The following is a 25,521-nucleotide window of genomic DNA, read 5'->3' as shown; positions in this document are numbered from 1 at the left end:
CGGTCCTGAAGGGGCTTTGTTGCATAAATATGTAAGCATCTGATTTAAATAAATTTAATTTTAGATCAAAAAATAATCAAAACTTTTAAAATCATATAGTTATGAAATCTTTGTGCAACAAAGCCTTTCAGGAGCATAACGTTGAACCCAACGGTAAATAGTCGTGTGATCAACATTCACACCCCGTTCGGCCAGCATTTCCTGCAGTTCACGATAGCTAATGCCATATTTACAATACCAGCGCACAGCCCAAAGAATGATTTCGCCTTGAAAATGCCGACCATGGAAAGGATTCATATGCTGCACCTTTAGCTAAAACAGTCTTCAGCTTACCATTCGTGGTTATTTGCAACAGTGCCGATTTTTTGAAAAAAGCGTAGGTCTAGATAATCAAGCTAGATTTTTTAGAACTCCACATTGGTCAATTGTACATAAGCCATCACAAGTACCTCTTAAATCAGATAATTGTTCAATAAGCTTTTGTTGCTTGATTATATTTTCTCTGATAGCACTGACATGTAAGTCAATTAATTCATTCACATCTGAACAATTTTTCTTGGGATTATCTTTATAGGTGAGTAATTGACGAATTTCATTCAAACTCATATTTAAAGTTCGGCAATTCAAAATAAACTTAATTTGCTCAACATAGCCTATATCGTAAAGGCGGTAATTTCCTTCCGTTCTTTCGGGTTCCGGAATTAAACCTTCCTTTTCATAAAACCTAATTGTTAATACTGAACATGAGGTTTTTTTAGAGAGTTCACCAATTTTTAAATGCATTGAGTTGGTATTTCCAAAAAATCTTGACTCTATAGTAACTATAGGGATTCTAATATTCAAAGTTTATAAATTTTTTTAATGGGTATAATTATGAGTGGTTGTGGATGTAGTAAAGAAACACCATGCGAAGATAAGAAATCTCAACAAGAAAATCATCCATCAATTGCAGAAGCAAACAATTCAAAGAATTGTGATAATACGCTTAGCTGTTGTGGTGAAGAGGAAGAAAAAAAATCTTCATCTCCTTGCTGTAACACTTCAAACAGTTGTGAAGATACCGCTCAATCCTGTTGTGGTTCTGATCCCAAAGAAAATTTAAGCACTGAAGACGTTTTAAAAAATTCGCACTACATGAGTGAATACTTAGTTCCCAAAATGGATTGTTCTGCGGAAGAACAGATGGTTCGTATGGCGCTATCTTCAATTGATGGTGTTGAAAAACTCATCTTTGATTTACCTAACCGGTCTTTAAAGGTTCTACATAATCAAAAAGATGAAAATATAACTACCAAACTTGAAGCTTTGGGTTTTGGTGCAAAGCTTGTGAAGACTGAAACTTATATAAGCAATCAACAGGCTAAGCAAACAAGTACCTATACCATTCCTAAAATGGATTGCTCTGCTGAAGAGCAAATGGTCCGTATGGCTCTTGCAGATATTGAAGCAGTTAAAGGTCTTACTTTTGATCTTCCCAATCGAAAACTGAAAGTCTTCCATAATGAAGGGATTCAGCAAATTACGGCCAAACTTGAAGGACTGGGTTTTGGGGCGAAACTTGATGAAACACAGCTTTCTTCAGGCGATATACCTAATGAACCTGATCCTGTGAGACAAGCTAAAGTACTTAAACTGTTATTAGGCATTAATGCTCTACTTTTCTTTATAGAATTCATCAGCGGAATTATTGCTGCGTCTACAGGATTGATTGCTGATTCTCTAGATATGTTTGCCGATGCAGCCGTTTATGGTATTGCGCTATATGCCGTCGGAAAAGCTGCGAAATATCAAGTGAAAGCAGCCCATTTCGCAGGTTGGATTCAGTTATTACTTGCTGTCATCGTGATTATTGATGTCATTAGACGATTCATGTTTGGAAGCGAGCCAGAATCAACGCTCATGATTGTTATTGGCCTGCTCGCACTTATAGCTAACGTGACATGCTTATATCTTATTTCTGGTCATCGAGAAGATGGCGCACATATGAAAGCCAGTTGGATTTTCTCGGCGAATGACGTTGTCGTAAATATGGGCGTTATATTTGCCGGTGTACTCGTGGCGTGGACGGGATCAGCTTATCCAGACTTAATCATTGGCATACTGGTTTCTTTATTCGTACTTAATGGTGCCCGAAAAATTTTGGCTTTGAAGTAAGAGTATCGAAAATGAATCTATTTGGCACTGTTGCAAATAACCACGAATGGTAAGCTGAAGAATGTTTTAGCTAAAGGTGCAGCATATGAATCCTTTCCATGGTCGGCATTTTCAGGGCGAAATCATTCTTTGGGCTGTGCGCTGGTATTGTAAATATGGCATTAGCTATCGTGAACTGCAGGAAATGCTGGCCGAACGGGGTGTGAATGTTGATCACACGAATATTTACCGTTGGGTTCAACGTTATGCTCCTGAAATAGAAAAACGTTTACGCTGGTATTGGCGTAATCCTACAGATCTGAGCTCGTGGCATATTGATGAAACCTATGTAAAAGTGAATGGACGATGGTCTTATCTGTATCGTGCAGTCGATCAACGTGGCGATACCATTGATTTTTATCTTTCTTCTAGACGTAATACCAAATCAGCATATTGTTTTCTTGGAAAAATTTTAAATAATGTGAAGAAGTGGCAAATTCCACAAGTGATCAACACGGATAAAGCACCCACATATGGACGTGCTTTATCACGGTTAAAACGGGAAGGTAAATGTCCACCAGACCTTGAGCACAGGCAGATTAAGTATAAAAATAACGTAATTGAATGTGATCATGGCAAGCTAAAGCGGATCATCAGGGCCACATTAGGATTCAAATCTATGAAGACGGCTTATGCCACAATTAAAGGTATTGAAGTCATGCGTGCACTACGTAAAGGACAAGCATCGTCATTTTGAACCGTACCGGGTTTGTCGGAGACCATTTTTCTTGAGAGAATGTCCCAATGACAAAACCAAAATATACTCCTGAAATCAGAGACAGAGCGGTTCAATTATTGATTGAATCCGAAAAAGATTATCCTTCTACTTGGGCTGCAATCACAGCAATTGCACCTAAAATTGGTTGTACCCCTGAAACACTACGTTCCTGGCATCAAAAATATTTGGATCAACAAAATCCAGTTTAAGTACAGCAGCTTTCAGATCAAGAACGTATTAAACAGCTCGAACGTGAAAATAAAGAGCTGCAACGTGCCAATGAAATTCTACGCAAAGCAGCCGCTTTTTTCGCCCAGGCGGAGCTCGCCCCCCTACACAAATAATGGTGGATTTTATCCATAACAATAAAGATCGATATGGTGTTGAAGCGATTTGTAGAATTTTACCGATTGCAGCTTCGACCTATTATCGGGCTTTAGATCTCGTTGATAACCCAGAACATCGAGCGAAACGTGCTCTGCATGATTTACATCATGCAGAGCAAATCAAACGTATTTGGAAAGAAAGTTTAGGTCGATATGGTGTGCGTAAGGTCTGGCAACAATTGAAACGTGAAGGTTATGTTATCGCACGTTGTACAGTTGCTCGATTGATGCAGAAGCTAGGTATACAAGGTGTTTGGCGTGGTAAGAATAAACAAACCACCCGTAGCCGAGATGATCAAAAACGAGCAGATGACTTAGTAAAACGCAATTTTAATGCAGATCATCCTGACCAGCTGTGGGTCGCTGACTTCACGTATATTCAAACTCATTCAGGCTGGGTCTATACCGCCTTTATTATTGATGTGTTCTCGCGAGCAATTGTTGGATGGAAAGTATCAACACGTATGAATACAGATATGGTGCTCGATGCACTGGAGCAAGCATTGCATGATCGAGGCATGCCAAAGAACGTGATTCATCATAGTGACAGAGGCGTGCAATATCTTTCCATTCGTTATACCCATCGTTTAGAAGCAGCAAATTTACGAGCATCAGTCGGTACGACCGGTGATTCATACGATAATGCTTTGGCTGAAACGGTGAATGGCTTATACAAAACAGAGGTGATTGAATATTTAAAAGCGGATTGGCAAGGTTTAGCGGATGTACAACTTGCGACACTAAACTGGGTAGATTGGTTCAATAAAGAGCGTGTACACAGTGCACTGGGTTATGTATCACCTTTTGAGTTTGAAGCAATGTACTATGATAAGATTAACCCGTTAGGTCAGGTGGCCTAACTTAAATAAAAAAGTCTCCGACAAACCCGGTACGGTTCCTTTTTTATATATATGAATTGTCAATGAACAGTACTCCAAGGATAATAAGCACAGATTAATTTATGGAAAGCACTGCATGAAAATTATCGCAGATGAAAATTTGGCATTTACCGATTATTTCTTTGCGGAATTTGCAGAAATACAGCATCAGGCAGGGCGTGCACTGACACATGCCAATGTACAGGATGCCGATGCACTTTTGGTTCGATCCGTGACAAAGGTCAACCATGATTTAATTGATCAAACTCAGATTAAATTTGTGGGTAGTGCCACCATTGGCACAGACCATCTCGATATTCCAGCTTTAGAACAACAGAATATTGCATGGAGCAATGCGGCAGGTTGTAATGCGCAGGCAGTTGCTGAATATGTCATTACAGCCTTACTGCATCTAAATATGGATTTATTGGAAAAAAATAAGGCGTTTACTTTAGCGATTGTTGGCTTGGGTAATGTTGGAAAACGGCTGGCAGTGATGGCGCAGTTATTGGGTTGGAATGTAATTGGCTATGACCCTTATGTGCAACTCGCTGGCATTGAAAATGTATCCTTTCAGGAGCTGTTAAAACAGGCTGATGCGATCTCGATTCATGTGCCTCTAACCACATCTGGTGATTATCCAACACTGCATTTATTTGATGAAGCTGCACTGGCTGAAATGAAACCTTCGGCTATTTTGATAAATAGCGCACGTGGTCCAGTGATTCAACAATCAGCACTGATGGCAGATATTGAAAAGACCAAACGTCAGGTTGTGCTGGATGTGTTTGAGTTTGAACCTGAAATTCCTCAAGAGCTTTTAGAAAGATTGGCTTTGGCAACGCCACATATCGCGGGCTATAGTCTGGAGGGTAAGGCAAGAGGCACACAGATGATCTATGAGGCCTTTTGTCATACATTTGGCTATCAACCATCAAAACATTTTGAGAGTCAGTTGCCAACTGTTGAACAATATTTCGGGCAGCAGGATTTAAAAGCCTCATTAAAGCAACATTTGATCCAGATTTATAATATTGCTGAAGATGATCAGCAGCTTCGTGCCTGTGTTCAGGCAGCTAAGGTAGAGCAGAAAGCTTTTGATTTACTCCGTAAAAACTATCCTTTGCGTCGTGAATGGGCTGCACATGGAGGGCCAAAGGCGTGAGTCAAGCGACGAAAACCTATCAACCGACCTGTTCCATTGAAGCCTTAAAAGCACGTGCGGAGATGTACCAGAAAATTCGCCAGTTCTTTGCTGAGCGCAATGTGCTGGAAGTGGAAACACCTATTTTATCCCAGGCAGGTGTAACCGATGTTCATTTGGCTTCCGTACAGGTGCAGCGTCATATACATGGAAAATTAAATACTCAATATTTGCAGACCTCGCCAGAATTTCCCATGAAGCGATTGCTGGCCAGTGGCAGTGGGCCGATCTACCAAATCTGTAAAGTTTTTCGTGATAATGAGCATGGACGTAAACACAATAGTGAATTTACCATGCTGGAATGGTATCGACCTAGACTGGACTTAAAGGCGTTGATGCATGAAACCGCAGACTTGCTGGAAATCTGTCTGATGCATCGCTTTGGTGAAATTCGTCCCATTATTCTGAGCTATAAACATGCTTTTCAGGATCGTCTGGATATTAATCCCTTGCAGGCAACACTGAAGCAACTCAAAGACACAGCTCATCGGGTTGGACTTAACCTTGACCTGGGGGATGACCGCTTGGCTTATATGGATCTGTTGTTTTCCCATTTTGTTGAGCCGAGTCTGGGCTTTGATGCGCCAGTTTTCTTAACTGATTTTCCACCTGAAATGGCATCGTTGGCAAAAATCAAACAGGATGAGGATGGGGAACTGGTCGCAGCGCGTTTCGAGGTTTATATTGAGGGGCTTGAACTAGCCAATGCCTATGATGAACTTCAGGATGCGGATGTGCTGGCTTCCCGTTTTGAAGCGGATAATAAAGAACGTGCCAAGCAGGGATTACCTGTAATTCCAACAGATCAGCATTTATTGGCAGCCTTGCCGAATATGCCTGAATGTTCAGGGATTGCACTAGGTATAGACCGTTTATTGATGGTGGTAATGAATCAGGTCAAGATTGATCAGGTCATTGCGTTTCCAGCTGAAATTGCTTAGTTGCGAATGATCAAACACCTTTATGAGAATTGCATAAGTAGTTGAATCAGCTCACCTTGTCGGTGAGTTCTGGTTTTCTTAAAAATGGATTGCAGATGTTTCTTAACAGTATCTGCCTGAATCTCATATGAAATTGCAATTTCCTTGATGGTTTTACCCTCAAGTAGCTGTTCGCAAATTTTATGCTCACATACTTTATGATCATAAATTACCTGAATTGCCGAGCAAAAGCGTAGATCTAATTAAAATGAATAAAGTATATTTTATATGAGTTTTGACTAATAAAATCAGGTTCTGAGGGAATTGTGATTTTTTGTGCAATTATCTGACGAAATGAGAGGTGATGGATAAAAGCCCCAAAGATGGGGCCAGTCCTGAATATTTATTAAAATGGTAATTTGGTGAGCTGATTGAGAAAATGCGGAATCACCCGTGGTTCCAGCAGAATGGTGACCACCACGCCATAAGCTGCTCCCCAGAGATGGGCGCTATGATTAATATTGCTGTTACCACGTTTACCCGACCAGATGCTGTAAGCAACATATAAAACTGCAAAGATAATGGCAGGCACAGGAATAAAAAAGACAAAAATCAGGTTCCAGGGCTGAAATAAAATATAGGCGAACAAGACCGCTGAAACCGCGCCAGAAGCCCCTAAACTTGCCCAGTGTACATCATGACGGTGCTTTAGGTAGCTGGGTAGAATAGCAAAGACCAGTCCACCCAGATAAAACAGTACAAAGCCCATATCATAAAAGAATTGGCGATAAAAGCTTTCAATAATATTGCCAAAGAAAAACAGCGTGATCATGTTGAACAGTAAATGTGCTCCATCGGCATGGATAAAACCATGGGTGATGAAACGGTCATATTGTCCACGCTGCATGGCGGGTGGCCAGAAAATCAGGCGGTTCATGACGGCCTGATTGGAAAATGCCAATAGGGAAATTGCAACGGTAATAATGATGAGTGTCACAGTGTGACTAAAGGGCAAATGTAGCATAAAGATTTTTGATTGATCAGTGTCTAGGCAATAATGCCATTAAAAAGTGAATAAACAATCATCTGGCATATAATTCCTACAAAAATGGTTGATTTTTTTTAAATCCCCTCCATCTTCGGTTAATATAACGACATCAGCTTGAGGATTATTGTTATGTCGACTGAGAACACCAACACTGCTGTCGCAGAAGAAATTCCAAACCTTTTGATTACTCCCTCTGCACAAGAGTATTTAAGTGATTTATTAACAAAGCAAAATACTCCAGGAATTGGCGTTCGAGTTTTTGTAGAACATCCAGGTACACCACGTGCCGAATGTTGTATGGCCTATAGTGCACCTGAAGAAGTGGTGCCAACTGACTATAAGCAGGATTATCCAGACTTTTCAGCTTATATCGATGCGCCATCTATTCCATATTTGCTTGATGCCGTGATTGACTACAACAAAGACCGTTTTGGTGGACAATTAACTTTTCGCGCGCCTAACTCGAAAGTACCTCGTGTAGGGCCAGATGCGTCAATTGAAGAACGGATCACTTATGTGCTGCAATCTGAGATTAATCCTGGATTGGAAGGGCATGGCGGTAACTGTAGTCTGGTTGAAGTACAGAACGATCCTGAGCATGGTTTAACTGCTGTGTTGAAATTTGGTGGTGGTTGTCAGGGCTGTTCAGCTATTGATGTGACGTTGAAGCAGGGTGTGGAAACCACTTTGAAGCAGCACGTTCCTGAGTTACAGCGTGTGGTTGACCAAACTGACCATACTCAGGCTGAGGGTGCATATTTCAAGTAATAAAGCTGGAAATACAATCTATTGAGAAAGCCCTTGCGAGGGCTTTTTTTAATGTTGAAAAAAAATCCAATATTTTTCTCAGATGGATAACAAACCGAGGTGCTCCCACATCACGCAATATGGAGGCGCTCACCGCGCATTATGCGCCTTGTTTTGTCAGAATTTCAGAAACCTGTTCTGAATAATAAAATTTTTCTAAATAGGTGCGGGCACGTTGTCTTAAATAACCTGTTTGAATCACTTGCTGTAACACAGGTGTCAGTAAATCACTCAATTCATTTTCAATCAGGGTTTCATCAATATTCAGATCGCGGAGTAATAAATCAAATGTGCGTTCCTGATTACGTGCATACCATGCATAGGTCCCATCATGAACCTGCTGTTTTAAATAATCTGTTTGACGGATATGATCCCAGATTTCATGCCCCATTCCCACAGTTTGGGGTAGGTCTTGTACCTCAACATAGTTGCGTAAGACCGATAAAGGCATCACTTTAATGCTATGCCAAATATTCGCCTGGAAATGGTACAGTTTGTCATCGTTAAAGTGCTGGTTTAACACCCGTTCGCTCATTTGGCTGATCTTTAATATATTCTTTTGTAAATAGTGTCCAATGGTGTCATTCAGGTTGGAATCAGTCACTGTTTCGAGAACCGATTTTCCCATTTTCATAAAATGTCCAACGCCAGGTACACGTTTAGACATGACTGAATTATCTAAATAATCCTGAATGGAATGTTGAATCAGTTGGGTAATCAGGGCAGAAAAAGCAGGATTATTCACGATGGTTTTAATCAGGCGCTGGCGATGGTCACTTTTACCTGCAACATATTGCGCAATTGAGTCAATGGTTAAAACAGGAATTACATCTTCGATATTGGTTTGATCATTGCGTGGATGAATCAGGGCAAAGCGGATATGTTCTGCAATTTGTTCAATCAGAAATGAACTGGCAGGTGTATTCAGGATTTGTTTCTCAATCAGCTTAAAGATTTGTTCAAATGACCAGATATGTTGGAGTTGCTGTAAGCGCAACCAATGATAGAACTGTTTAAACTCATGTTGAATGGTTTCGGCTTGTGTAAACTCTTGATCCAGAAAATCAAGTTGTGCGTCAATCAGTTGTTCTATCATTGGATGTTTAGGCATAGGATTTTATAACTTTAGGTTTACGGAGTTGGCGCAGTTACAGGTTTTTGTGACTGAATCTTGTTCAGAAATGGTAAATATTGCTGAACCACCAATTGGTCTGCTTCCAGAATAGGCATATGGCCCACATTATCCAGAATGACAGGTGTCTGCGCATTCTTTAGCAGTGATTTTAACTCAGGTGCAACCTCAACATTGATAATTTTATCCTGCTTGCCCCATAAAATCAGTGTTGGTGCATCAATGGATCTTGCCAGCAACGCAAATGAATCTGGCGTATATAACTTATTGAGTACAATTAACTGATCTACCATTTTCTGGGTTTGCTCGGCCTGACCAATCATCATTTTTTCCTGTGCCTGAGCAATTTCCTTTGGAATGAATGGAGGGGTAAACATGACCTGCTGCATTAAAAAGTTAAAATCGCCTTTTTTGCTGACAATCATGTTTTTAATGTGGTTTGGATCCTTTAAATAAGGTGTGGTGGCGGCCTTATATACGCCCGCAGCATCAATTAAAAACAGGCTTTTGGTCTCAAATGGATATTGCCCTGCATAGAGCATGGCAATTGAACCACCAAGTGAGTGACCTGCAATATGTGCTGGGCTGGTTAGGTTGGCTGCCTCAACAAAACGGCGTAACTTTTCAGTGACGTTTGGAATGGAATAGTCAAAATCTTTCGGAACTTGTGTTTCACCGCTGGCTGGCAAGTCTGGGATGATCACATGGTAGTTGGCGGTTAAGGCCCGTGCCACACGGTTCCAGTTGTCACGGCTGCCCGCCAGGCCATGAATTAAAATCACGATCGGTTTTCCAGCCTGACCACCCTCACTATATGACCAGGTGATATCACCGACTTTTAATGTTTTGCTCTGTAAACCTGCCCATGCACGTTCCTGTTGCAGCACATTCTGGAAGCTCATTTCTATTTCCGCTGCCTGTGTTGAGCTGATTGCGATGGTCGCCAAGCTGCATGAAATTAAAGCTGCGGTTAAGGTCTTGCGAAAGGAGGTGGAAAAAAGACGGTTCATCATGATTTGTTCTATCCTTGATCTATTTTTAAACCCATTGATTATTGGGGAAGATGTGAGGGGAGTCATTTGCATAATTTACAGATGTATGGAAATTCTTGCCAATGAAATCATTCGTTTTTCGCTATTTTCCTGATTAAAAGACAGGCTGGTATTTAGATGGATTCTATTTTTGTCAGTGACTTTCAAACAGGCGCACATTAAACTGTTGGCTCATGTCAATCATAGATGGATGCACGCATGCTCACCGCCAAAGAAGCTCTGGAACGTTTAAAAGCTGGTAATGCCCGTTTTGTAAAGGGAGAGGCAACTCAGCAGAAGTTACTCACCCATCAGGAACGTGCCGAAATGGCAAGCGAACAAAATCCTTTTGCCATTGTTTTAGGGTGTTCAGACTCTCGTGTGCCTGCGGAAATGGTGTTTGATCAAGGTCTGGGTGACTTGTTCGTGATTCGTGTTGCAGGCAATATCGTTGCGCCGTCACAGGTGGGAAGTGTTGAGTTTGCGGCAGAGCGATATGACTGTGCCGTGGTGGTGGTGCTGGGGCATAGCCATTGTGGTGCGATTCAGGCCACCATTGATACCCTGATGCATCCAGAGCAGCCACCATCCTCAAACCTGATGTCGATCGTGAATCGGGTTCGTCCATCGGTTGAAATTTTGATGCAAACCGAACTCAAAGGTGATTTGAAAAAGCTGTCTGCCCATGCGGTTCGCTCCAATGTATTTGCATCGGTCAATCAGTTGCGTCATGGTTCTGCTGTGCTAGAACAGTTGATTGAGAAAGGCAAGCTGATTGTGGTCGGTGCTGAATACTCATTGGAAACAGGCGAAGTAACATTTTTTGATTTTTGATCTGGGTAGGGGCGGAATTGAATTCGCCCTGAATTGATTGAAATTATTTACTATAAAGCCCCTTTAATATAAGGATAAGCCAAATTCAGCATGATTGGTTGTGCCTTGGCATTGGGGTGGATTTGATCATTCTGGATGAAAGTTTTATTGCCTGCCACACCATCCAAAAAGAACGGCAGAAGCTTCACTTTATACTGCTGACTTACAATTTTGTAATTATTCTCAAAAGCCTTGCTGTACGCAGTTCCATAATTCGGTGGTATTTTCATACCAAACAGTAAAACGGTGGCTTTCTGCTTTTGACTCAGTTGTACCAATTGGGCTAAGTTTTTCTGAATCATCTGGGGTGGTTGTCCACGCAAGCCATCATTGCCGCCAAGTTCAATCACCACCACTTCAGGATTATAGGTTTGTAACAATTTTGGCAGTCGTGCCAATGCGCCACTGGTGGTTTCGCCACTGACACTGGCATTGACCACCCTGTGCTGTTTCGGATACTGTTGGTCTAAACGTTGTTGTAACAGGTTCACCCAGCCTTGTTTGGCCTCTATGCCATAACCTGCACTCAGGCTATCACCCACAATTAAAATGGTCTTGGCTGAAACCAGTGTTGGCATCACACAGAGGGCCATGATTGCAACTGTTTTAGAAACTGAACTGATAACTTTAGAGTTTTGCATCGCATTTAAAATTTGTCCTAAAGGATACGTGACATCATGCCACAACCAATTATTTCTGCCCGAAAAGTTACACAAAATATTCAGATTCACCAGCAAAGCTTAACCATTTTAAAAGACATTGATTTGGACATTTACCAGGGTGAACAGATCGCAATTACGGGACGTTCTGGTTCAGGGAAATCGACTTTACTGGGTATTTTGGCGACGCTGGATCGGCCAAGTTCAGGCGAATTGGAAGTCTGTGGGCAAGCGGTTCATACCTTAACAGAAGAACAACGTGCGCAAGTACGACTGGAAAACATTGGCTTTGTATTTCAGGCATTTCAGCTTTTACCGCAACTGAGTGCACTGGAAAATGTGATGTTGCCGTTACGTCTGCAACCTGATTTTAACTTTAGGAAAGCTGAGCAAAAAGCACTGGCATGGTTGGAACGAGTTGGGCTGGTTCGTCAGGCACAGCAAACCCCAAAAGTCTTGTCAGGCGGTGAACAGCAACGTGTGGCGATTGCCCGTGCGCTGATTGCCGAACCGAAGATCATTTTTGCCGATGAACCAACAGGCAATCTGGATGGGCAAACTGCCGAGGAAATTGAGCAGCTATTATTTGATCTAAATAGAGAATTAGGTACAACTTTGGTGTTGGTCACGCATGACCAAAATCTGGCTGCACTATGTCAGCGCCATGTCAAACTTGTCGATGGTCAGATTCAGGAAATCGGCAAGGCTGGGGAGAGAACATGAATTCGATTCTCAAGCCATTGTTGCTGCAAAGTTTTCGTACAGGTGGACTGTATTTACTGATTATTGCACTGTCTTTGGCGATTAGTGCCACTACCGCATTAAAATTTAGTAATAGTCAGGTCCAGAATGCGGTGGCTTTACAGGCTGCGGAAATGCTGGGTGCTGATCTGGTGATGACGGATAATAATCCCATTCAAGCTCAATGGCGACAACAAGCGCAAAAGTTGAATTTAAAACAGGCACCTGTGACAGTATTTGGTTCAATGGCACATACCCAAGACCAGTTTGTCATGGTCAACGTCAAGGCGGTTGATGAGCATTTTCCTTTAAGGGGCAAGCTAGAAATTCAGCCTAAAGCGCAATCTATTCAGCAGGGACAGGTTTGGTTGAGTCCTCGTGTGATGGATTTATTACATACCAAACTAGGTGATCAGGTTGCGATTGCCGATGGACAGTTTACCGTGACAGGTGTGATTGAACATGACTCCAATCAGGAGCTGGGATTTTCAGGTTTTTCACCGACAGTCATCATTCATCAAGCCGATATTGCTAAAACCAATGCGGTTCAGGTCGGCAGTCGTATTGAATATCGTCTGCTCATGGCAGGTCAGCCTGAACAGATCAAAGCTTTTAAGAAAATCTTTAAGCAGCAAAAAAATCAGTTATATTCTGAGCAGCAGCAAGATCAGCAGTTTGAGAATAATGAACAAAGTTCGCTTAAACTGCGTGATGCCAATCAGTCCAATACACGCTTGATGAAACCGATTGAGAATCTGGATACATTCCTGCAACTTGCCAATTTATTGACCATTTTGCTGTGTGGGATTGCCATCGCATTGACCAGCCAACGTTATGTACAACAGAATCAGGATCATATTGCCTTGATGCGTTGTCTGGGGGCAAGCAAGTGGCAGATTCTACTTGCCTATATTGCCTTGCTTGGCATTGTTAGTGCTCTCTCCATTGCACTTGGCAGCTTGATTGGCATTGGTTTGGGCTATGCTTTATTGCAATTGATGTTGCAACTGATTCCACAATTGCAACTCAGCTTTGCCGTGACTGATTTATTGCTGGCGTTGCCTGTGGCAATTTTTACCAGTGTGATGGTGCTGATTGGTTTTATCCTGCCAAGTATCTGGGAATTGCTGAATACACCACCTATTCGGGTGATCCGCCAGCAGGAGCGTTCGCGTAAATCTTACTTTGCCATGTTTACAGTGGGCGTGATGAGTTTGATCATTTTTAGCTTGGTGTTAAGTGATAATCTACAACTCAGCCTATTGGTCTTGGCTGCAATTTTAATCCTGTGTGCCGTGCTTTATGCCGTAATTTGGTTGATGTTAAAGGCGATTAAACAACTGAAACATCCAATTTCGGCTTATGTACGGATTCCGCATCAGACTGCTTTACAGGTGACAGCACTGGCATTGGGCTTAAGTCTGATTACCGTACTCAGTGTGCTGAGAACCGATTTATTGCAGCGTTGGCAACAGCAACTCCCTGAGGGTACGCCCAATCAGTTTGTCTACGGTTTGCCGCCTTTTGATATGCCGCAGTTCAAGCAGCAACTTGAGCAGAATCACTGGCAATCTACACCGTTGTATCCTAATATTCGGGGACGTTTAATTGCAAAAAATGGGCAGGCCTTTGCGCCTGAGCTGGTCAGGCAAAATAATTCCTTGCGTCGAGAACTGAATCTGACGCAGGCAGCAGAATATCCTAAAGATAATGTGATTACCGAGGGTAATCCGAAATTTAGCCAAGTCGGGCAGGTGTCAGTAGAAGCTAAACTGGCAAATGAATTGGGCATTAAAATCGGTGATCGTCTTGATTTCAGTTTGCCAGAGGGCACGTTGCAGGCAACCGTGATCAATCTGCGTTCAGTGGAGTGGGAAAGTTTTAGCCCAAACTTTTTCTTTATCTTTTCACCGCAAAGCATGGATGAAAATGCAGGCAGTTATCTGGGCAGTTTTTATGTACCACCAGCAGATCAGCCAAAAATGGTGCAACTGATTCAGCAATTTTCTAATACCGTGTTTATTGATGTCGGACGGATTCTGGATGAAGTCAAGCGTCTGGTGGATGTATTGGTGCAGATTATTACCGTATTGGCGTTGTTGGTAGGGCTGTCTGGTGTGTTGGTGTTGATTGCCTGCCTGAATGTGCTGATGGATGAACGCCGTAAGGAAGTGGCGTTATTGCGCTCTTTTGGGAGCGGTAAAAACAGGCTGAAACAGATGTTGAGTCTGGAAATTGGTTTTATTGGCTTGCTGTCGGGCTTGGTGGCCTGTTTGTTTGCCGAGGTGATCAGTGCGATTGCCAGCTATAAAATGCAAATGGCGATTCAGTGGCATCCTGCGATTTGGCTGATTTTACCGTTAAGCATGATGCTGATTTGTATGTTGATTGGTCGTTATCGCCTCAGTTATTTATGTGATATTCCACCATTGCAGAGTTTAAGGGAAATGAATCAGTCTTGATGAAAGAAAGGCTTTAAAATGAGGGATTCCAAGAATCCCTTAATTTGTGATGCTAATAGTAATTGAGTGTCCTGTTTTAGAAACCATTGTGACTAACGCATCTAATGTAAATTTCGATATTTTTGCATTGATTGCATCAGATAAGCGAGGACGACTAACACCTAATATTTCAGCAGCTTCTTCTTGCTTGAAATGATTTTCTTGTACCCAATCAGCAACGACTCTGGTTAAAGCTAATTTTGCATTGGCTAAAGCATCTGCTTCTTTTTTTAAATTTCCAGCATCTTCTAAGCCTAAATCTGCAAAAATATTGTCTGTTGGTTGAGTGATATGACGAATTTGTGTATCAATCTTGCTCATATTGTTCCTCCAATAACGCAATTTCTTTATAACGTGCTTTGATAATCTCAACATCTGGTTTGGCTGTTTGTTGTGTTTTTTTCTGAAAAGAATGGAGTATGTAAATTGCATGTCTGAATTTTGCAACGTATACAACTCGATATGCGCCAGATGAATCTTTATATTTAAGTTCAATGACTCCTGTGCCCCAATTGGGAATAGGTTTCCATTGAGCAGGTTCAGTGCCATGCTGAATTGCGTGAAGTTCAAAACCAAAATGTTTTTTCACGTCGGCTGGAAATTCTTTTAAATCATCTAAAGATGATCCAATCCAGTAAATAGGCTTTTCAGGTTGTGGTTGAGTCATGTATAAAATTTTATACATCTATGAGTAAGTATGCAATAGTTATATCATCATGGAGATGTTGCAGGGGCAGATGGCAACCTGCCAGCTATATAAATAATCACAATTAATTCAACTGATTCTGCCTTAAAATCTCATACCATAACGGATCAAGCCCTGTACTTAATTCTGTGCAATAGAAATAAAAAGCAGCGAGTAATACAGTACCTATAATTAAAGCACCGATCTGAATCAAAGCAGGTTTTTGTATTTTTTCTCCCAGATACCATGCACCTGCCAATAAAGCACCCATAATCATGCCACCAATATGTGCCGCATTATTGATGCCTGCCACGGTGAAACCAAACACAATGTTAATTGCCATTACCATCAATAATGATTTCTTGTCCAGCCAAAAACGTTGCTGAGGCAAAGGTGGAAACAATGAAATAACAGTGAGTGCTGCGCCCAATCCCATCACTGCACCAGACGCACCTGCGCTGATATGGGGGATGAGGGACGATTGTAGTCCCGCAAGGTGATCAAAATGTTGTAATAATTCATAGCCATTACGAATAGTCAGATAGCTGGAAAGTAAACTGCCCATCAAACCGGCCAGCACGTACATTCCGATATAATACAACCGACCAAACAACTGTTCTGCCACACTGCCAAAAATATAGAGTGCCCACATATTCAGCATGAGGTGAATCAAGCCAAAATGAAAAAACATGCTGGTAAATAAACGTTCAGGCTGTCCCATAAAAGTGAGTGGGGTAAAATCTGCGCCCCAGGCAATTGCATCTACAGGCGCTGGGTCGGTAATATTCACACCTGAAACAATTTGCCAGCCAAATAATCCGACATTGACTGTGATCAGTAGCGCAGTAAACCACCATGTTTGTATCTTTAACTTTTGATTATTGATTTGTGGTGGTGTCATTTCAGTCATAGGTTTAAGCAAGTGATTGATGTAAAAATAGCTTAGCATGAATATGTTCTACAAAATATCAACGATTTTTACGTGGTTTGCTGATATTTTGCAGAACAGATGCCCCAAGGAGTGATGCACTTTAATGAAAGCCTTTTTAGCGCGCGCGCTCATGTTGATTATTGGTCTGGTATTGCTCATCCAGCTCTGGATTTTTAGCAGTCTGGTGTGGTGGCGTACTCATCCTGTTGAAACCACCATGTTTATGCGTTGGGATTATCTGACCGACTTTAAGCCAATCAAGCAGCAATGGCGTGATTATGATGACATTAGTGATAATTTTAAGCATGCGATTCTAGCGGCTGAGGATGCTAGGTTTATCCATCATCATGGCTTTGACCTTGAGGGTATTCAGGATGCTTTGGAACGAAACAATGAAAAGGGCAAAATTGTAGCGGGTGGTTCCACCATTTCGCAGCAACTGTCAAAAAATCTGTTCCTCTACAATAAGCGTTCGTTTATTCGAAAAGGACAGGAAGTTGTTGCGACCTGGATGATGGAGCGAATGTGGTCAAAACGTCGTATTCTTGAAGTGTATATGAACGCAGTGGAATTCGGCCAGAATCTCTATGGGGTTGAGGCGGCAGCACAGTTTTATTATGGTAAAAGTTCAAAAAGCCTGACCCGTGAACAGGCTGCTTTTCTTGCTGCATTATTACCTAACCCAAAATATTATCAGGATCATAGGGATGACCGAAAACTTCAGTACCGTAAAAGAAGCATCCTGAAATATATGAATGCAACCCAGATTCCAGAGTAAGCCCATCTTAAAGTGTGATGAAGTGAAAAAAGCCCAATATTTTTGGGTTTTTTTACCAAATTGAAATAATTTTGCAGCATACTTAAACCATGTCTTGATCAATGATAAATCAACAAGGTTTGGTATGAATACGGCAGTGGCTACAACGACCCCAATAGAATACAGCTATAATGACCGCTATATTAATCGTGAACTTTCGATTCTCGATTTCCATCTGCGCGTTTTGGAACAGGCAGTCGATCCACTTCATCCATTATTGGAGCGGATGAACTTCCTGCTGATTTTTTCACGCAACCTTGATGAGTTCTTTGAAATCCGTGTTGCGGGGATGATGGAACAACTGACGCTGGGCAATGAGAGCCGTAGCCCAGATGGTCTAACCCCTAAACAAGTGCTTGAACAGATTTCTAAAACGGCACATGCGGCTATTGAACGTCAATACCGTATCCTGAATGAAGAAATTCTACCGAAGCTGCGTGAGGAAGATATCTGTTTCTTGCGCCGTGGTGAACTGACACCTGCACAATCGGCATGGATTAAAAAATATTTTCAGGAACAGGTCGCACCTGTTTTAACACCAATCAGCCTTGATCCTGCGCACCCATTTCCTCGTTTAGTCAATAAAAGCCTGAACTTTATTGTGACGCTGGAAGGTAAAGATGCTTTTGGTCGTCAGATTGACTTGGCGGTTGTGCCTGCACCACGTTCTTTACCGCGTGTGGTGCGTTTACCCAATGAACTGACGGGAGGCAAGGAGCATCATGTGATGTTGTCCGCAATCATCCATGAGCATGTGTCTGATCTGTTCCCAGGTATGACCGCAACAGGCTGTTATCAGTTCCGTGTCACCCGTAATGCAGACTTGGCCTTGAATGAAGATGTAGAGGATTTGGCAAAGGCATTGAAAGGTGAATTAAGTTCACGCCGTTTTGGTCGTGCGGTACGTCTGGAAGTGACACATAACTGCCCGAAACATATTTATGAATATTTGCTGGATGAATTTGATCTGAACGAAGAACAGCTCTATCGAGTTGATGGTCCTGTCAATCTGGCACGTTTACTCTCCAATTTTAAACGTCCGCACTTGCGTTATGACTCACATACCCCTGTGATTCCCAAAGTCTTTAAGAAGACTGAAAGTATTTTCTCTGCCATGCAGAAACAGGACATCTTGCTACATCATCCGTTTGAATCCTTTGCACCTGTGATTCAACTGTTACGTGAAGCTGCGCGTGATCCACAAGTGTTGGCAATTAAACAAACGCTGTATCGTAGTGGTGCGGATTCGGAAATTGTACAGGTTTTGGCAGAAGCGGCACGCAACGGTAAAGAAGTCACGGCTGTGATTGAGTTACGTGCTCGTTTTGATGAAGAATCCAATATTGAAGTTGCAAATGTGCTGCAAGAGGCGGGTGCTGTCGTGGTTTACGGCATTGTTGGTTATAAAACCCATGCCAAAATGATCCTTGTTGTACGCCGTGAAAACAATAAACTGGTGCGTTATGTGCACTTGGGAACGGGTAACTACCATGCCACCAATGCCCGTATCTATACCGATTATGGCTTGATGACCACAGATAAAGACATTTGCGAAGATGTACACCGTATCTTTCAGGAACTCACGGGAATGGGCAAAATGGCGAAGCCGAAAAAGCTTCTGCATGCACCCTTTACCTTGCATGCACAATTGATCAATTATATTGATGAAGAAATTGCCAATGCTAAGGCAGGTAAGCCAGCGCAAATTATTGTCAAGGTCAATGCCCTAACCGAAGTACAACTGATCAATAAACTGTATGAAGCCTCTCAGGCTGGTGTGCAGATTGACCTGATTATTCGCTCAATCTGTTGTCTACGTCCAGGCTTGCCAAATTTGTCTGAAAATATCCGTGTCCGTTCGATTGTTGGCCGTTTTCTTGAACATACCCGTGTTTATTACTTTAGCAACAATGGCAATCCACGTATTTATTGCTCAAGTGCAGACTGGATGGATCGCAACCTGTTTAATCGTGTTGAGGCATGTTTCCCAATTGAAGACCCAGCATCGAAAAAACGTATTTATCAACTTGGTTTACTTAATTATCTCAAGGATAATCAACAGGCATGGTTGTTACAGAGCGATGGTGTATGGGAACGAGACAAACCTGCCGCTGGTGAAGAACCCCATAATGCCCAACAGACGTTGTTGGATGCAATTAAATAATGGATCGTGTTATTCCAGCATACCATTTTGGTGTGCTGGAACATTCTGCAATTAAACAGGCAAGCAGGCCTTTAAACAGGTTCTTCCAGCCTCGGATTGAACCGTAAGATGTCCACCCAGCCGTTCCAGACGTGTTTGCATACTTCTTAGTCCAACACTCATTCCTGCATTCTTAACCGCTTCTACATCAAAGCCAATACCATTATCTTCAATGTCTAGTACCAGTTGCCCCTTGGAGAAAAACAGGGCGCACTTTACCGATGTTGCCTGACTATGTTTCAGAATATTGGTCAGGGCTTCTTCTGCGACCCGAAGCAAAGTTAAACACACCAGCGGGGTTGGCTGTTTTTGCCATGATTCTGGAAAAGACCATTTTGTTGTGATATTCAGCTCATCAAACAGTTGGGTGAAACGATAGCGTAAAGGTGCTCCCCATAAAATGGGTGTGTCAGGCACTTTGGCACCTGTACTTGAACCACTGTCAATCACCTGCCGTAAGTCGTCCCTTAATATTTTGAGCATGGATAAAAACTGCTGATTGCTTAGATTGGTCTGGCTTTGGTCTACTGTAACCATTGAACGGACGAGGGAACCCCCCAAACCGTCATGTAAATCATGGGCAAGTTGTAAACGTTCCTGTAGTTTTGCGTTGTCCAGTTCAAGTTGATGCTGGGTATTGAGAGAAAGTGTTAGTTCATTTTTGGCTTCAAGAATGTTTTGTTTGAGGGTCCGGTTAAAGTTTTCAATTGCTCTTAAATTTTTGGCTAAACGTAACGCTAAAATAATTGCAATTAATAAGCTTGTTAAGGGTGCTGTATAAGACATCCATAAAAAGCTATTATTGGATTGCATGATCTGGAATGTATCATGAATACAGACAATGATAAAAAACAAAAATACTGCTGCCAGTAAATAGGCTTCCAATAATTTGGAACGATAGGCAATCCATTGATAACTGATAAAATTTATTAATAGAACCAATAGACCAAGGGAAAAAGTACCCGAGATAAAATTGTATAGCGCGGTATCAGGTAACAGTATGGCCATGCCAATCGCAATGAATAGCATCAACAATAAAATTTTTTCTAAACGTGGAAATTTGCGTTGTGCCAAGCGCCATGCGTAAAAACAGGAAAATAAGCTATAAGCAAAAAAACACACGATACTGATACGAGCGATTTGTAATGTGGTTAAACCAAAAGGTGCTTCAAGCATAATGGTATTAAACATCACCATGCTCCACATGAGCGCTGCCAAGGTAAACCAGCCAAAAATCTGATCTTTACGATGAAAAATCCATACTAGGAAAGCAATTACACCTAAAGTGAGTGACGTGATTAAATTTAAAAACACCAACACACGTTGTTGATTCCAAAACATCTGAAATTTTGGTCTGACCTGATCAGCATTGCCCACTAGGACCTGACCCAGACCCGAATTTTGACTCTTTACACCTACTACACGTACCCAGAGAATATTTTCGCCCTGTTTTAGGCTGGATACGGGTAAATTCCAGTAGCGTGGCATATTCCAGCTACGGGAAAGCGGTTCAACCAAAGACTGATCTTGCCATAACAAGTCATTATTAATAAAAACCTGACCAGTCATATTGATATAGCTGATCACAATGGTGATTGGGGTTTTTATTGTGGTTGGACACTGATAATCCCACACGATTTTATACCATGTACTGCCCGTATAGTAGAATTTACGCTTATCCCATTGATCGGGCAATTTCACATTTTGCCAGCCTGTTTCAGGACGTTGAGTACCGTCTTGTCCAATGGCTTTTGCCATTTGGATCGACTGAATGTTTGCGGTGCAATTGACTTGCTCAGATGCGGAAGATTTTGCAAAGGAAGTTTGCGCCAGAATAACGAGCCAGCATAAGCATAGATATTTTATAAAATACCCAGTGAACGTGCGGTATTGATGGCTTTTGATCTGCTGCTGACCGAAAGTTTTCGGTAAATATGTTTGATATGGCATTCGATTGTATATTTTGATAAATGAAGAAAATCAGCGATTTCTCGGTTCGACATTCCCTGAGCAACCAGTTGCAGGATTTCAAATTCCCGAGTTGAGAGTAAATTATTTTGTTCTGCCACCGCCACATCTTTTACTTTTTGTTCAAATGTAATTTTTGACAAAATTTGTTGGGCAATAAATGGGTCAATGGGTGCTCCACCACGTAATATACTACGAATTGATAACATGATTTCGAAATCATCCCGTTCTTTTAAAAGATAACCCGTTGCACCCGCCTGTATCGCTTTTAAAATGGTTTCCTGCGTACTCCATGCCGAGATGACCAAAACAGGTGAGACCTCATCGCTCTGTCTTAAATTTTCTATAAAATCAATACCATTGCCATCGGGTAAGCCGAGGTCAACCAGTGAAAAGGAAATCGGGTACTGTTGAAGCATGTCTTTTGCCTGAGATAGGGTCTGGGCAAAAATAAGTGCGTCTTCCGCATAGCCAATTTCGAGCAGTATTCTTTTTAAACGTTGTTGCATGATTGCATCGTCTTCCAGAATAAAGACAGGTACAGGCAAGATCAGCTCAGTTTGAGATACGTGAATCATAATAAGACTTAAAAAGCGATTCCCAGTTTCTAGCATAGGCACAATACAGGGTTTTGGCTATCACTGTAATTTGGTATTTTAAGTTTTATTTTGACAAAATTTGTCATTTTGAGCGTATTTATTTCCCATAAAATTTTAGTGATTACCTATATAATCTTTGTTTAAAAATAATCACCATTCGTCAGAATACCAGTTTTCAGTGATATACAACTTTGTATGTAATGTTTTGTAATTGTACCAAATGTTTAAAAAACAGGTACAGATATGAACCACATCTTTAAAAAAATCTGGAATAAATCTTTGGGGCGTATGGTTGTTGTTTCGGAGCATGCCAAAAGTGCAGGTAAGACCGACAACACTACAGGTACACAATCAAATAGCCTAAGCAATATTCATGATGATGAGCAAGGAAAAAATTTCGTTTTTTCCTTTAAGCCATTGGTGCTCAAGAGTTTGGTGTTGAGTATTGCAGCGATTACTGGAGTGAATGTTTGGGCAGATGATAACTACGCTCATATTTCAACCGACACGGCTTTAGGTTCAGCGAAAGGTTATGCACATGCAACTACGAAAGAAGCAGGAACAAATAAAATTACCAAAGTGGGTGGCATTACGGTAACCACCACAGGAACAGGTACCAGTCTTGATGATATTGATTCATTTACAGCCAATAGTATCAAAATAACCGACCCAGCCGAAGTTGCAGCGTTTATCAATGCAGCGAAAAAAGGCGGAAATATTGCGATTGGCGATTATAGCAGTGCGATGGGTACAGCAAATATTGCATTGGGTAGTGGCAGCAGTGCGATGGGTTTTGAGAATAGCGCATCAGGTTTTAGTAGCAGTGCAGTCGGTTTTAGAAATGAAGCATCGGGTCAAAATAGCAATGCGGTTGGTGTAAACAATATAGCCTCAGGTAATTCTAGTAGTGCATTGGGCACTTATAATATTGCATTGGGTGGTGCTAGCAGTGCAGTGGGTTATGGTAATGCTGCATCAGGTTTTTTTAGTAATGCTATCGGCGTACAAAATTCAGCCAGTAAAACATTTAGCAATGCCATAGGTTCGCATAACCAAGCCACAGGTACGCTTTCAAATGCTATCGGTTCAGGGATAAACAACGCTTTGATTGTCCCAGGTGTAGGCGGTGTCATTACCTCAATTGATGGCATTCCGATTACCACCACAGCAACATCGGTTGCAGCTTTAAATACGGGCAATATTACAGCCATTGATGGCAATACCAATCCAACTTCTGACGAAAAGCAGGCATTTATTGATGCGGTACAAAAAGGTCAAAATATAGCTTCAGGTGTGGCTGCCAGCGCAGTCGGTGTAAGTAATAATGCCAGTGGTGCAGGCAGTAATGCGGTCGGCTTGGCAAATACCGCATCGGGTAGTTCTAGTACTGCGCTAGGTAATAGCAATAGTGCATCAGGTTTCAACAATAGTGCGGTTGGCTTTAACAACACGGCATCGAATGGAGACCTCAATAATGCTTTTGGTGCCTATAATAAAAACAATGGCGCTGCGAAAAATACCGCGGTTGGTATTGGCAACATAATTAATTCTTCAGCCTGGGGCACTAATGCGTTAGGTTATAGCAATAACGTAAGTAATCTGTATGGTTCAGCCATCGGCACAAAAAATACCGTCACTGTGGTTGGAGGTAATGCCATAGGTCTAAATAATATAGTAACAGGCGGATATGCCAACGCCATAGGTACCGGTAATACCGTGATTGGGCAAAATGGTGCTGCGGTCGGCTCCGGTTTGGCCGACTATGCAGGTACTTTAGGTCCACAGGCTGTTTTAACGCCCGTCAGCTACACACCAACGTTTAGCAGTGTGGGTGGCGTCACCACTTTGGATGGTGTGGTGATAAAAACCAGCGCAGCAGATTGGGCGGCATTATCTGCCAATCCAAGCTTGTTGACCGAAGTCAATGGACAGAGCGTCACAGCAGCACAGGCAACCGATATTATCAATAACTTCAAACAGGGCGGTAACCTGGCGTTGTCTAACCGAAGCAGCGTATTCGGCATTAACAGTAAAGCCGTTGCTGCAGGCGCTACCGCTATTGGTTTAAATTCAGTGGCTGATGAAGCCAATACAATTTCGGTTGGTCGTGCAGGCGCAGAAAAACGGATTACCAATGTTGCAACCCCAACCAAAGCGACGGATGCAGCCAATAAAGGTTATGTAGATACTAAATTTGCGAGTGTAACAGGTGGCACAGTCGCCACTGACAACTACGCTAGTTCTACAACCGAAACGGCTTTAGGTTCAGCCAAAGGTTCAGCACATACAACTGCAACCACGGCAGGAAAAATTACCGCAGTCGGTGGCATTACTGTAACAACTACAGGTGCTGGCACAAGTATTGATGATATTGACTCCTTTACAGCCAATGGTGTTACGACAACCAAAACAGACAACCCAACCGCAGTTGCAGCGTTTATCAATGCAGCCAAAAAAGGCGGAAATATAGCGGTTGGTTCTTATAGTAGTGCAGTAGGTACAGCAAATATTGCATCGGGTAGTGCTAGCAGTGCGGTGGGTTTTAATAATAACGCATCGCGTAGTTATAGCAGTGCGGTGGGTTATGTGAATACCGCATCGGGTCAAAGTAGCAGTGCGGTGGGTTATGTGAATACCGCATCGGGTAGTGCTAGCAGTGCGGTGGGTTATAATAATAACGCATCGGGTGGTTTTAGCAGTGCGGTGGGTCATATGAATGAAGCACTGGGATCGGGTAGCAGTGCGGTGGGTACGTTAAACTTTGCTAAAGGTCAATATTCTACTGCAATGGGTATGGAGAACTATACTCAAAATCAATCCAGTGCTGCGGTTGGTACACGGAAAATACCAAATCAGGCACTTACTCCTTTTGTAACAGGTGGTGTGATTACTTCGGTAAATGGCATCAATGTCACTGCTACAGGAAATAGCCTCAATGATATTACTCATATCAATGGTACAGCCGTAAATGCAACGGAGCTAAATGCCTTTTTAGAACATTTGATTTGGGGTGGCAATCTTGCTTTAGCCGATGAAAGTAGCGTATTTGGTGTGGGTGGTATTACAACGGGTAACCGCTCAACCGCCATTGGTTTTGACTCTTTGGCTGATGAAGCCAATACTGTTTCAGTCGGTCGTGCAGGCGCAGAAAAACGGATTACCAATGTTGCAACCCCAACCAAAGCGACGGATGCAGCCAATAAAGGTTATGTAGATACTAAATTTGC

Annotated in this window: 21 protein-coding genes, 3 pseudogenes and 1 other annotated feature; of the genes and pseudogenes, 12 read left to right on the top strand and 12 right to left on the bottom strand. The window is 42.1% G+C overall.

Going from position 1 to position 25,521, the window contains the following annotated elements; translation table 11 throughout:
* Window positions 1-126: 126 nt before the first annotated feature.
* Both F972_RS03370 and cadR read right to left on the bottom strand, forming a co-directional pair.
* Window positions 127-297, bottom strand: a pseudogene (locus F972_RS03370) (IS6 family transposase); the annotation flags it as partial.
* Between the two features lie 93 nt (window positions 298-390).
* Complete coding sequence (cadR, locus tag F972_RS03365; RefSeq protein WP_004681436.1) at window positions 391-783, bottom strand: Cd(II)/Pb(II)-responsive transcriptional regulator; 393 nt, start codon at window positions 781-783, stop codon at window positions 391-393.
* Window positions 784-873: 90 nt separating this feature from the next.
* Between cadR and F972_RS03360 the strand changes: the two genes are divergently transcribed.
* From F972_RS03360 to epmA, 5 genes and pseudogenes are all read left to right on the top strand, one after another.
* On the top strand, window positions 874-2,154 hold the full coding sequence (locus F972_RS03360) for a cation diffusion facilitator family transporter (protein ID WP_004763960.1): 1,281 nt from the start codon (window positions 874-876) through the stop codon (window positions 2,152-2,154).
* Window positions 2,155-2,239: 85 nt separating this feature from the next.
* Window positions 2,240-2,890: an IS6 family transposase gene (locus F972_RS03355; RefSeq protein WP_004681434.1), complete on the top strand. Its 651-nt coding sequence runs from the start codon at window positions 2,240-2,242 to the stop codon at window positions 2,888-2,890.
* Window positions 2,891-2,937: 47 nt separating this feature from the next.
* A pseudogene (locus F972_RS03345) lies at window positions 2,938-4,157 on the top strand (IS3 family transposase).
* Window positions 3,213-3,329, top strand: a sequence feature (AL1L pseudoknot). It overlaps the preceding pseudogene by 117 nt.
* A gap of 115 nt (window positions 4,158-4,272) precedes the next feature.
* Window positions 4,273-5,340, top strand: a complete 1,068-nt coding sequence (locus F972_RS03340; RefSeq protein ID WP_004681429.1) for a 4-phosphoerythronate dehydrogenase — start codon at window positions 4,273-4,275, stop codon at window positions 5,338-5,340.
* Entirely contained in the window at window positions 5,337-6,320 is a 984-nt protein-coding gene (gene epmA, locus F972_RS03335) for an EF-P lysine aminoacylase EpmA (RefSeq protein WP_004681427.1), read from the top strand. Before F972_RS03340 ends, epmA begins: the two co-directional genes overlap by 4 nt.
* 20 nt (window positions 6,321-6,340) lie before the next feature.
* On the opposite strand, the pseudogene F972_RS15005 reads toward epmA, so the two are convergent.
* Window positions 6,341-6,508, bottom strand: a pseudogene (locus F972_RS15005) (helix-turn-helix transcriptional regulator); the annotation flags it as partial.
* Window positions 6,509-6,705: 197 nt separating this feature from the next.
* Window positions 6,706-7,323 carry a rhomboid family intramembrane serine protease gene (locus F972_RS03330; RefSeq protein ID WP_004681425.1) on the bottom strand — a complete coding sequence of 206 codons (618 nt, stop codon included), beginning with the start codon at window positions 7,321-7,323 and terminating at the stop codon, window positions 6,706-6,708.
* Between the two features lie 153 nt (window positions 7,324-7,476).
* Between F972_RS03330 and nfuA the strand changes: the two genes are divergently transcribed.
* On the top strand, window positions 7,477-8,115 hold the full coding sequence (gene nfuA / locus F972_RS03325; RefSeq protein WP_004681423.1) for a Fe-S biogenesis protein NfuA: 639 nt from the start codon (window positions 7,477-7,479) through the stop codon (window positions 8,113-8,115).
* A 139-nt stretch (window positions 8,116-8,254) separates the two neighbouring features.
* Here nfuA and F972_RS03320 read toward each other — a convergent pair whose 3' ends face one another.
* Together F972_RS03320 and F972_RS03315 are read right to left on the bottom strand one after the other, a co-directional pair.
* Complete coding sequence (locus F972_RS03320; RefSeq protein ID WP_004763955.1) at window positions 8,255-9,265, bottom strand: hypothetical protein; 1,011 nt, start codon at window positions 9,263-9,265, stop codon at window positions 8,255-8,257.
* Window positions 9,266-9,285: 20 nt separating this feature from the next.
* Window positions 9,286-10,299, bottom strand: coding sequence for an alpha/beta fold hydrolase (locus F972_RS03315; RefSeq protein WP_004755878.1), 1,014 nt, complete (start codon window positions 10,297-10,299; stop codon window positions 9,286-9,288).
* A 237-nt stretch (window positions 10,300-10,536) separates the two neighbouring features.
* Between F972_RS03315 and F972_RS03310 the strand changes: the two genes are divergently transcribed.
* Complete coding sequence (locus F972_RS03310) at window positions 10,537-11,151, top strand: carbonic anhydrase (protein ID WP_004681417.1); 615 nt, start codon at window positions 10,537-10,539, stop codon at window positions 11,149-11,151.
* 50 nt (window positions 11,152-11,201) lie between these two features.
* Here F972_RS03310 and F972_RS03305 read toward each other — a convergent pair whose 3' ends face one another.
* Window positions 11,202-11,783, bottom strand: coding sequence for an arylesterase (locus F972_RS03305; protein WP_378251355.1), 582 nt, complete (start codon window positions 11,781-11,783; stop codon window positions 11,202-11,204).
* Between the two features lie 84 nt (window positions 11,784-11,867).
* Between F972_RS03305 and F972_RS03300 the strand changes: the two genes are divergently transcribed.
* Both F972_RS03300 and F972_RS03295 read left to right on the top strand, forming a co-directional pair.
* Window positions 11,868-12,572, top strand: coding sequence for an ABC transporter ATP-binding protein (locus F972_RS03300; RefSeq protein WP_004681415.1), 705 nt, complete (start codon window positions 11,868-11,870; stop codon window positions 12,570-12,572).
* Window positions 12,569-15,052 carry an ABC transporter permease gene (locus F972_RS03295; RefSeq protein ID WP_004763952.1) on the top strand — a complete coding sequence of 828 codons (2,484 nt, stop codon included), beginning with the start codon at window positions 12,569-12,571 and terminating at the stop codon, window positions 15,050-15,052. The genes F972_RS03300 and F972_RS03295 overlap by 4 nt, the downstream gene beginning before the upstream one ends.
* Window positions 15,053-15,091: 39 nt before the next feature.
* Here the strand turns inward: F972_RS03295 and F972_RS03290 are convergent, their stop codons facing one another.
* The 3 genes from F972_RS03290 to F972_RS03280 all read right to left on the bottom strand — a co-directional run bounded on the left by F972_RS03290 (window position 15,092) and on the right by F972_RS03280 (window position 16,686).
* The gene (locus tag F972_RS03290; protein ID WP_004674780.1) at window positions 15,092-15,412 is read right to left on the bottom strand and encodes a helix-turn-helix domain-containing protein; all 321 of its coding nucleotides are present in this window, start codon (window positions 15,410-15,412) and stop codon (window positions 15,092-15,094) included.
* Entirely contained in the window at window positions 15,399-15,758 is a 360-nt protein-coding gene (locus tag F972_RS03285) for a type II toxin-antitoxin system RelE/ParE family toxin (RefSeq protein ID WP_026040040.1), read from the bottom strand. The genes F972_RS03290 and F972_RS03285 overlap by 14 nt, the downstream gene beginning before the upstream one ends.
* Window positions 15,759-15,861: 103 nt before the next feature.
* The gene (locus tag F972_RS03280; RefSeq protein ID WP_034428081.1) at window positions 15,862-16,686 is read right to left on the bottom strand and encodes a rhomboid family intramembrane serine protease; all 825 of its coding nucleotides are present in this window, start codon (window positions 16,684-16,686) and stop codon (window positions 15,862-15,864) included.
* A 124-nt stretch (window positions 16,687-16,810) separates the two neighbouring features.
* On the opposite strand from F972_RS03280, the gene mtgA reads away from it, so the two are divergent.
* Together mtgA and ppk1 are read left to right on the top strand one after the other, a co-directional pair.
* The gene (gene mtgA / locus F972_RS03275) at window positions 16,811-17,485 is read left to right on the top strand and encodes a monofunctional biosynthetic peptidoglycan transglycosylase (protein WP_004763949.1); all 675 of its coding nucleotides are present in this window, start codon (window positions 16,811-16,813) and stop codon (window positions 17,483-17,485) included.
* Window positions 17,486-17,609: 124 nt separating this feature from the next.
* The gene (ppk1, locus tag F972_RS03270; RefSeq protein WP_004681408.1) at window positions 17,610-19,688 is read left to right on the top strand and encodes a polyphosphate kinase 1; all 2,079 of its coding nucleotides are present in this window, start codon (window positions 17,610-17,612) and stop codon (window positions 19,686-19,688) included.
* 51 nt (window positions 19,689-19,739) lie between these two features.
* On the opposite strand, the gene F972_RS03265 is transcribed toward ppk1, so the two are convergent.
* Both F972_RS03265 and F972_RS03260 read right to left on the bottom strand, forming a co-directional pair.
* On the bottom strand, window positions 19,740-21,485 hold the full coding sequence (locus F972_RS03265; RefSeq protein ID WP_004763948.1) for a sensor histidine kinase: 1,746 nt from the start codon (window positions 21,483-21,485) through the stop codon (window positions 19,740-19,742).
* A 104-nt stretch (window positions 21,486-21,589) separates the two neighbouring features.
* The gene (locus F972_RS03260; RefSeq protein WP_004674770.1) at window positions 21,590-22,309 is read right to left on the bottom strand and encodes a response regulator; all 720 of its coding nucleotides are present in this window, start codon (window positions 22,307-22,309) and stop codon (window positions 21,590-21,592) included.
* Window positions 22,310-22,537: 228 nt separating this feature from the next.
* Here F972_RS03260 and F972_RS03255 point away from each other — a divergent pair.
* On the top strand, window positions 22,538-25,521 hold a 2,984-nt coding region (locus F972_RS03255), incomplete at its 3' end, for an ESPR-type extended signal peptide-containing protein (protein ID WP_004763947.1).

This window comes from Acinetobacter sp. CIP 102529, from assembly GCF_000368325.1.
GTDB lineage: Bacteria > Pseudomonadota > Gammaproteobacteria > Pseudomonadales > Moraxellaceae > Acinetobacter > Acinetobacter parvus.
This window is presented reverse-complemented; position numbering and strand designations above follow the sequence as displayed.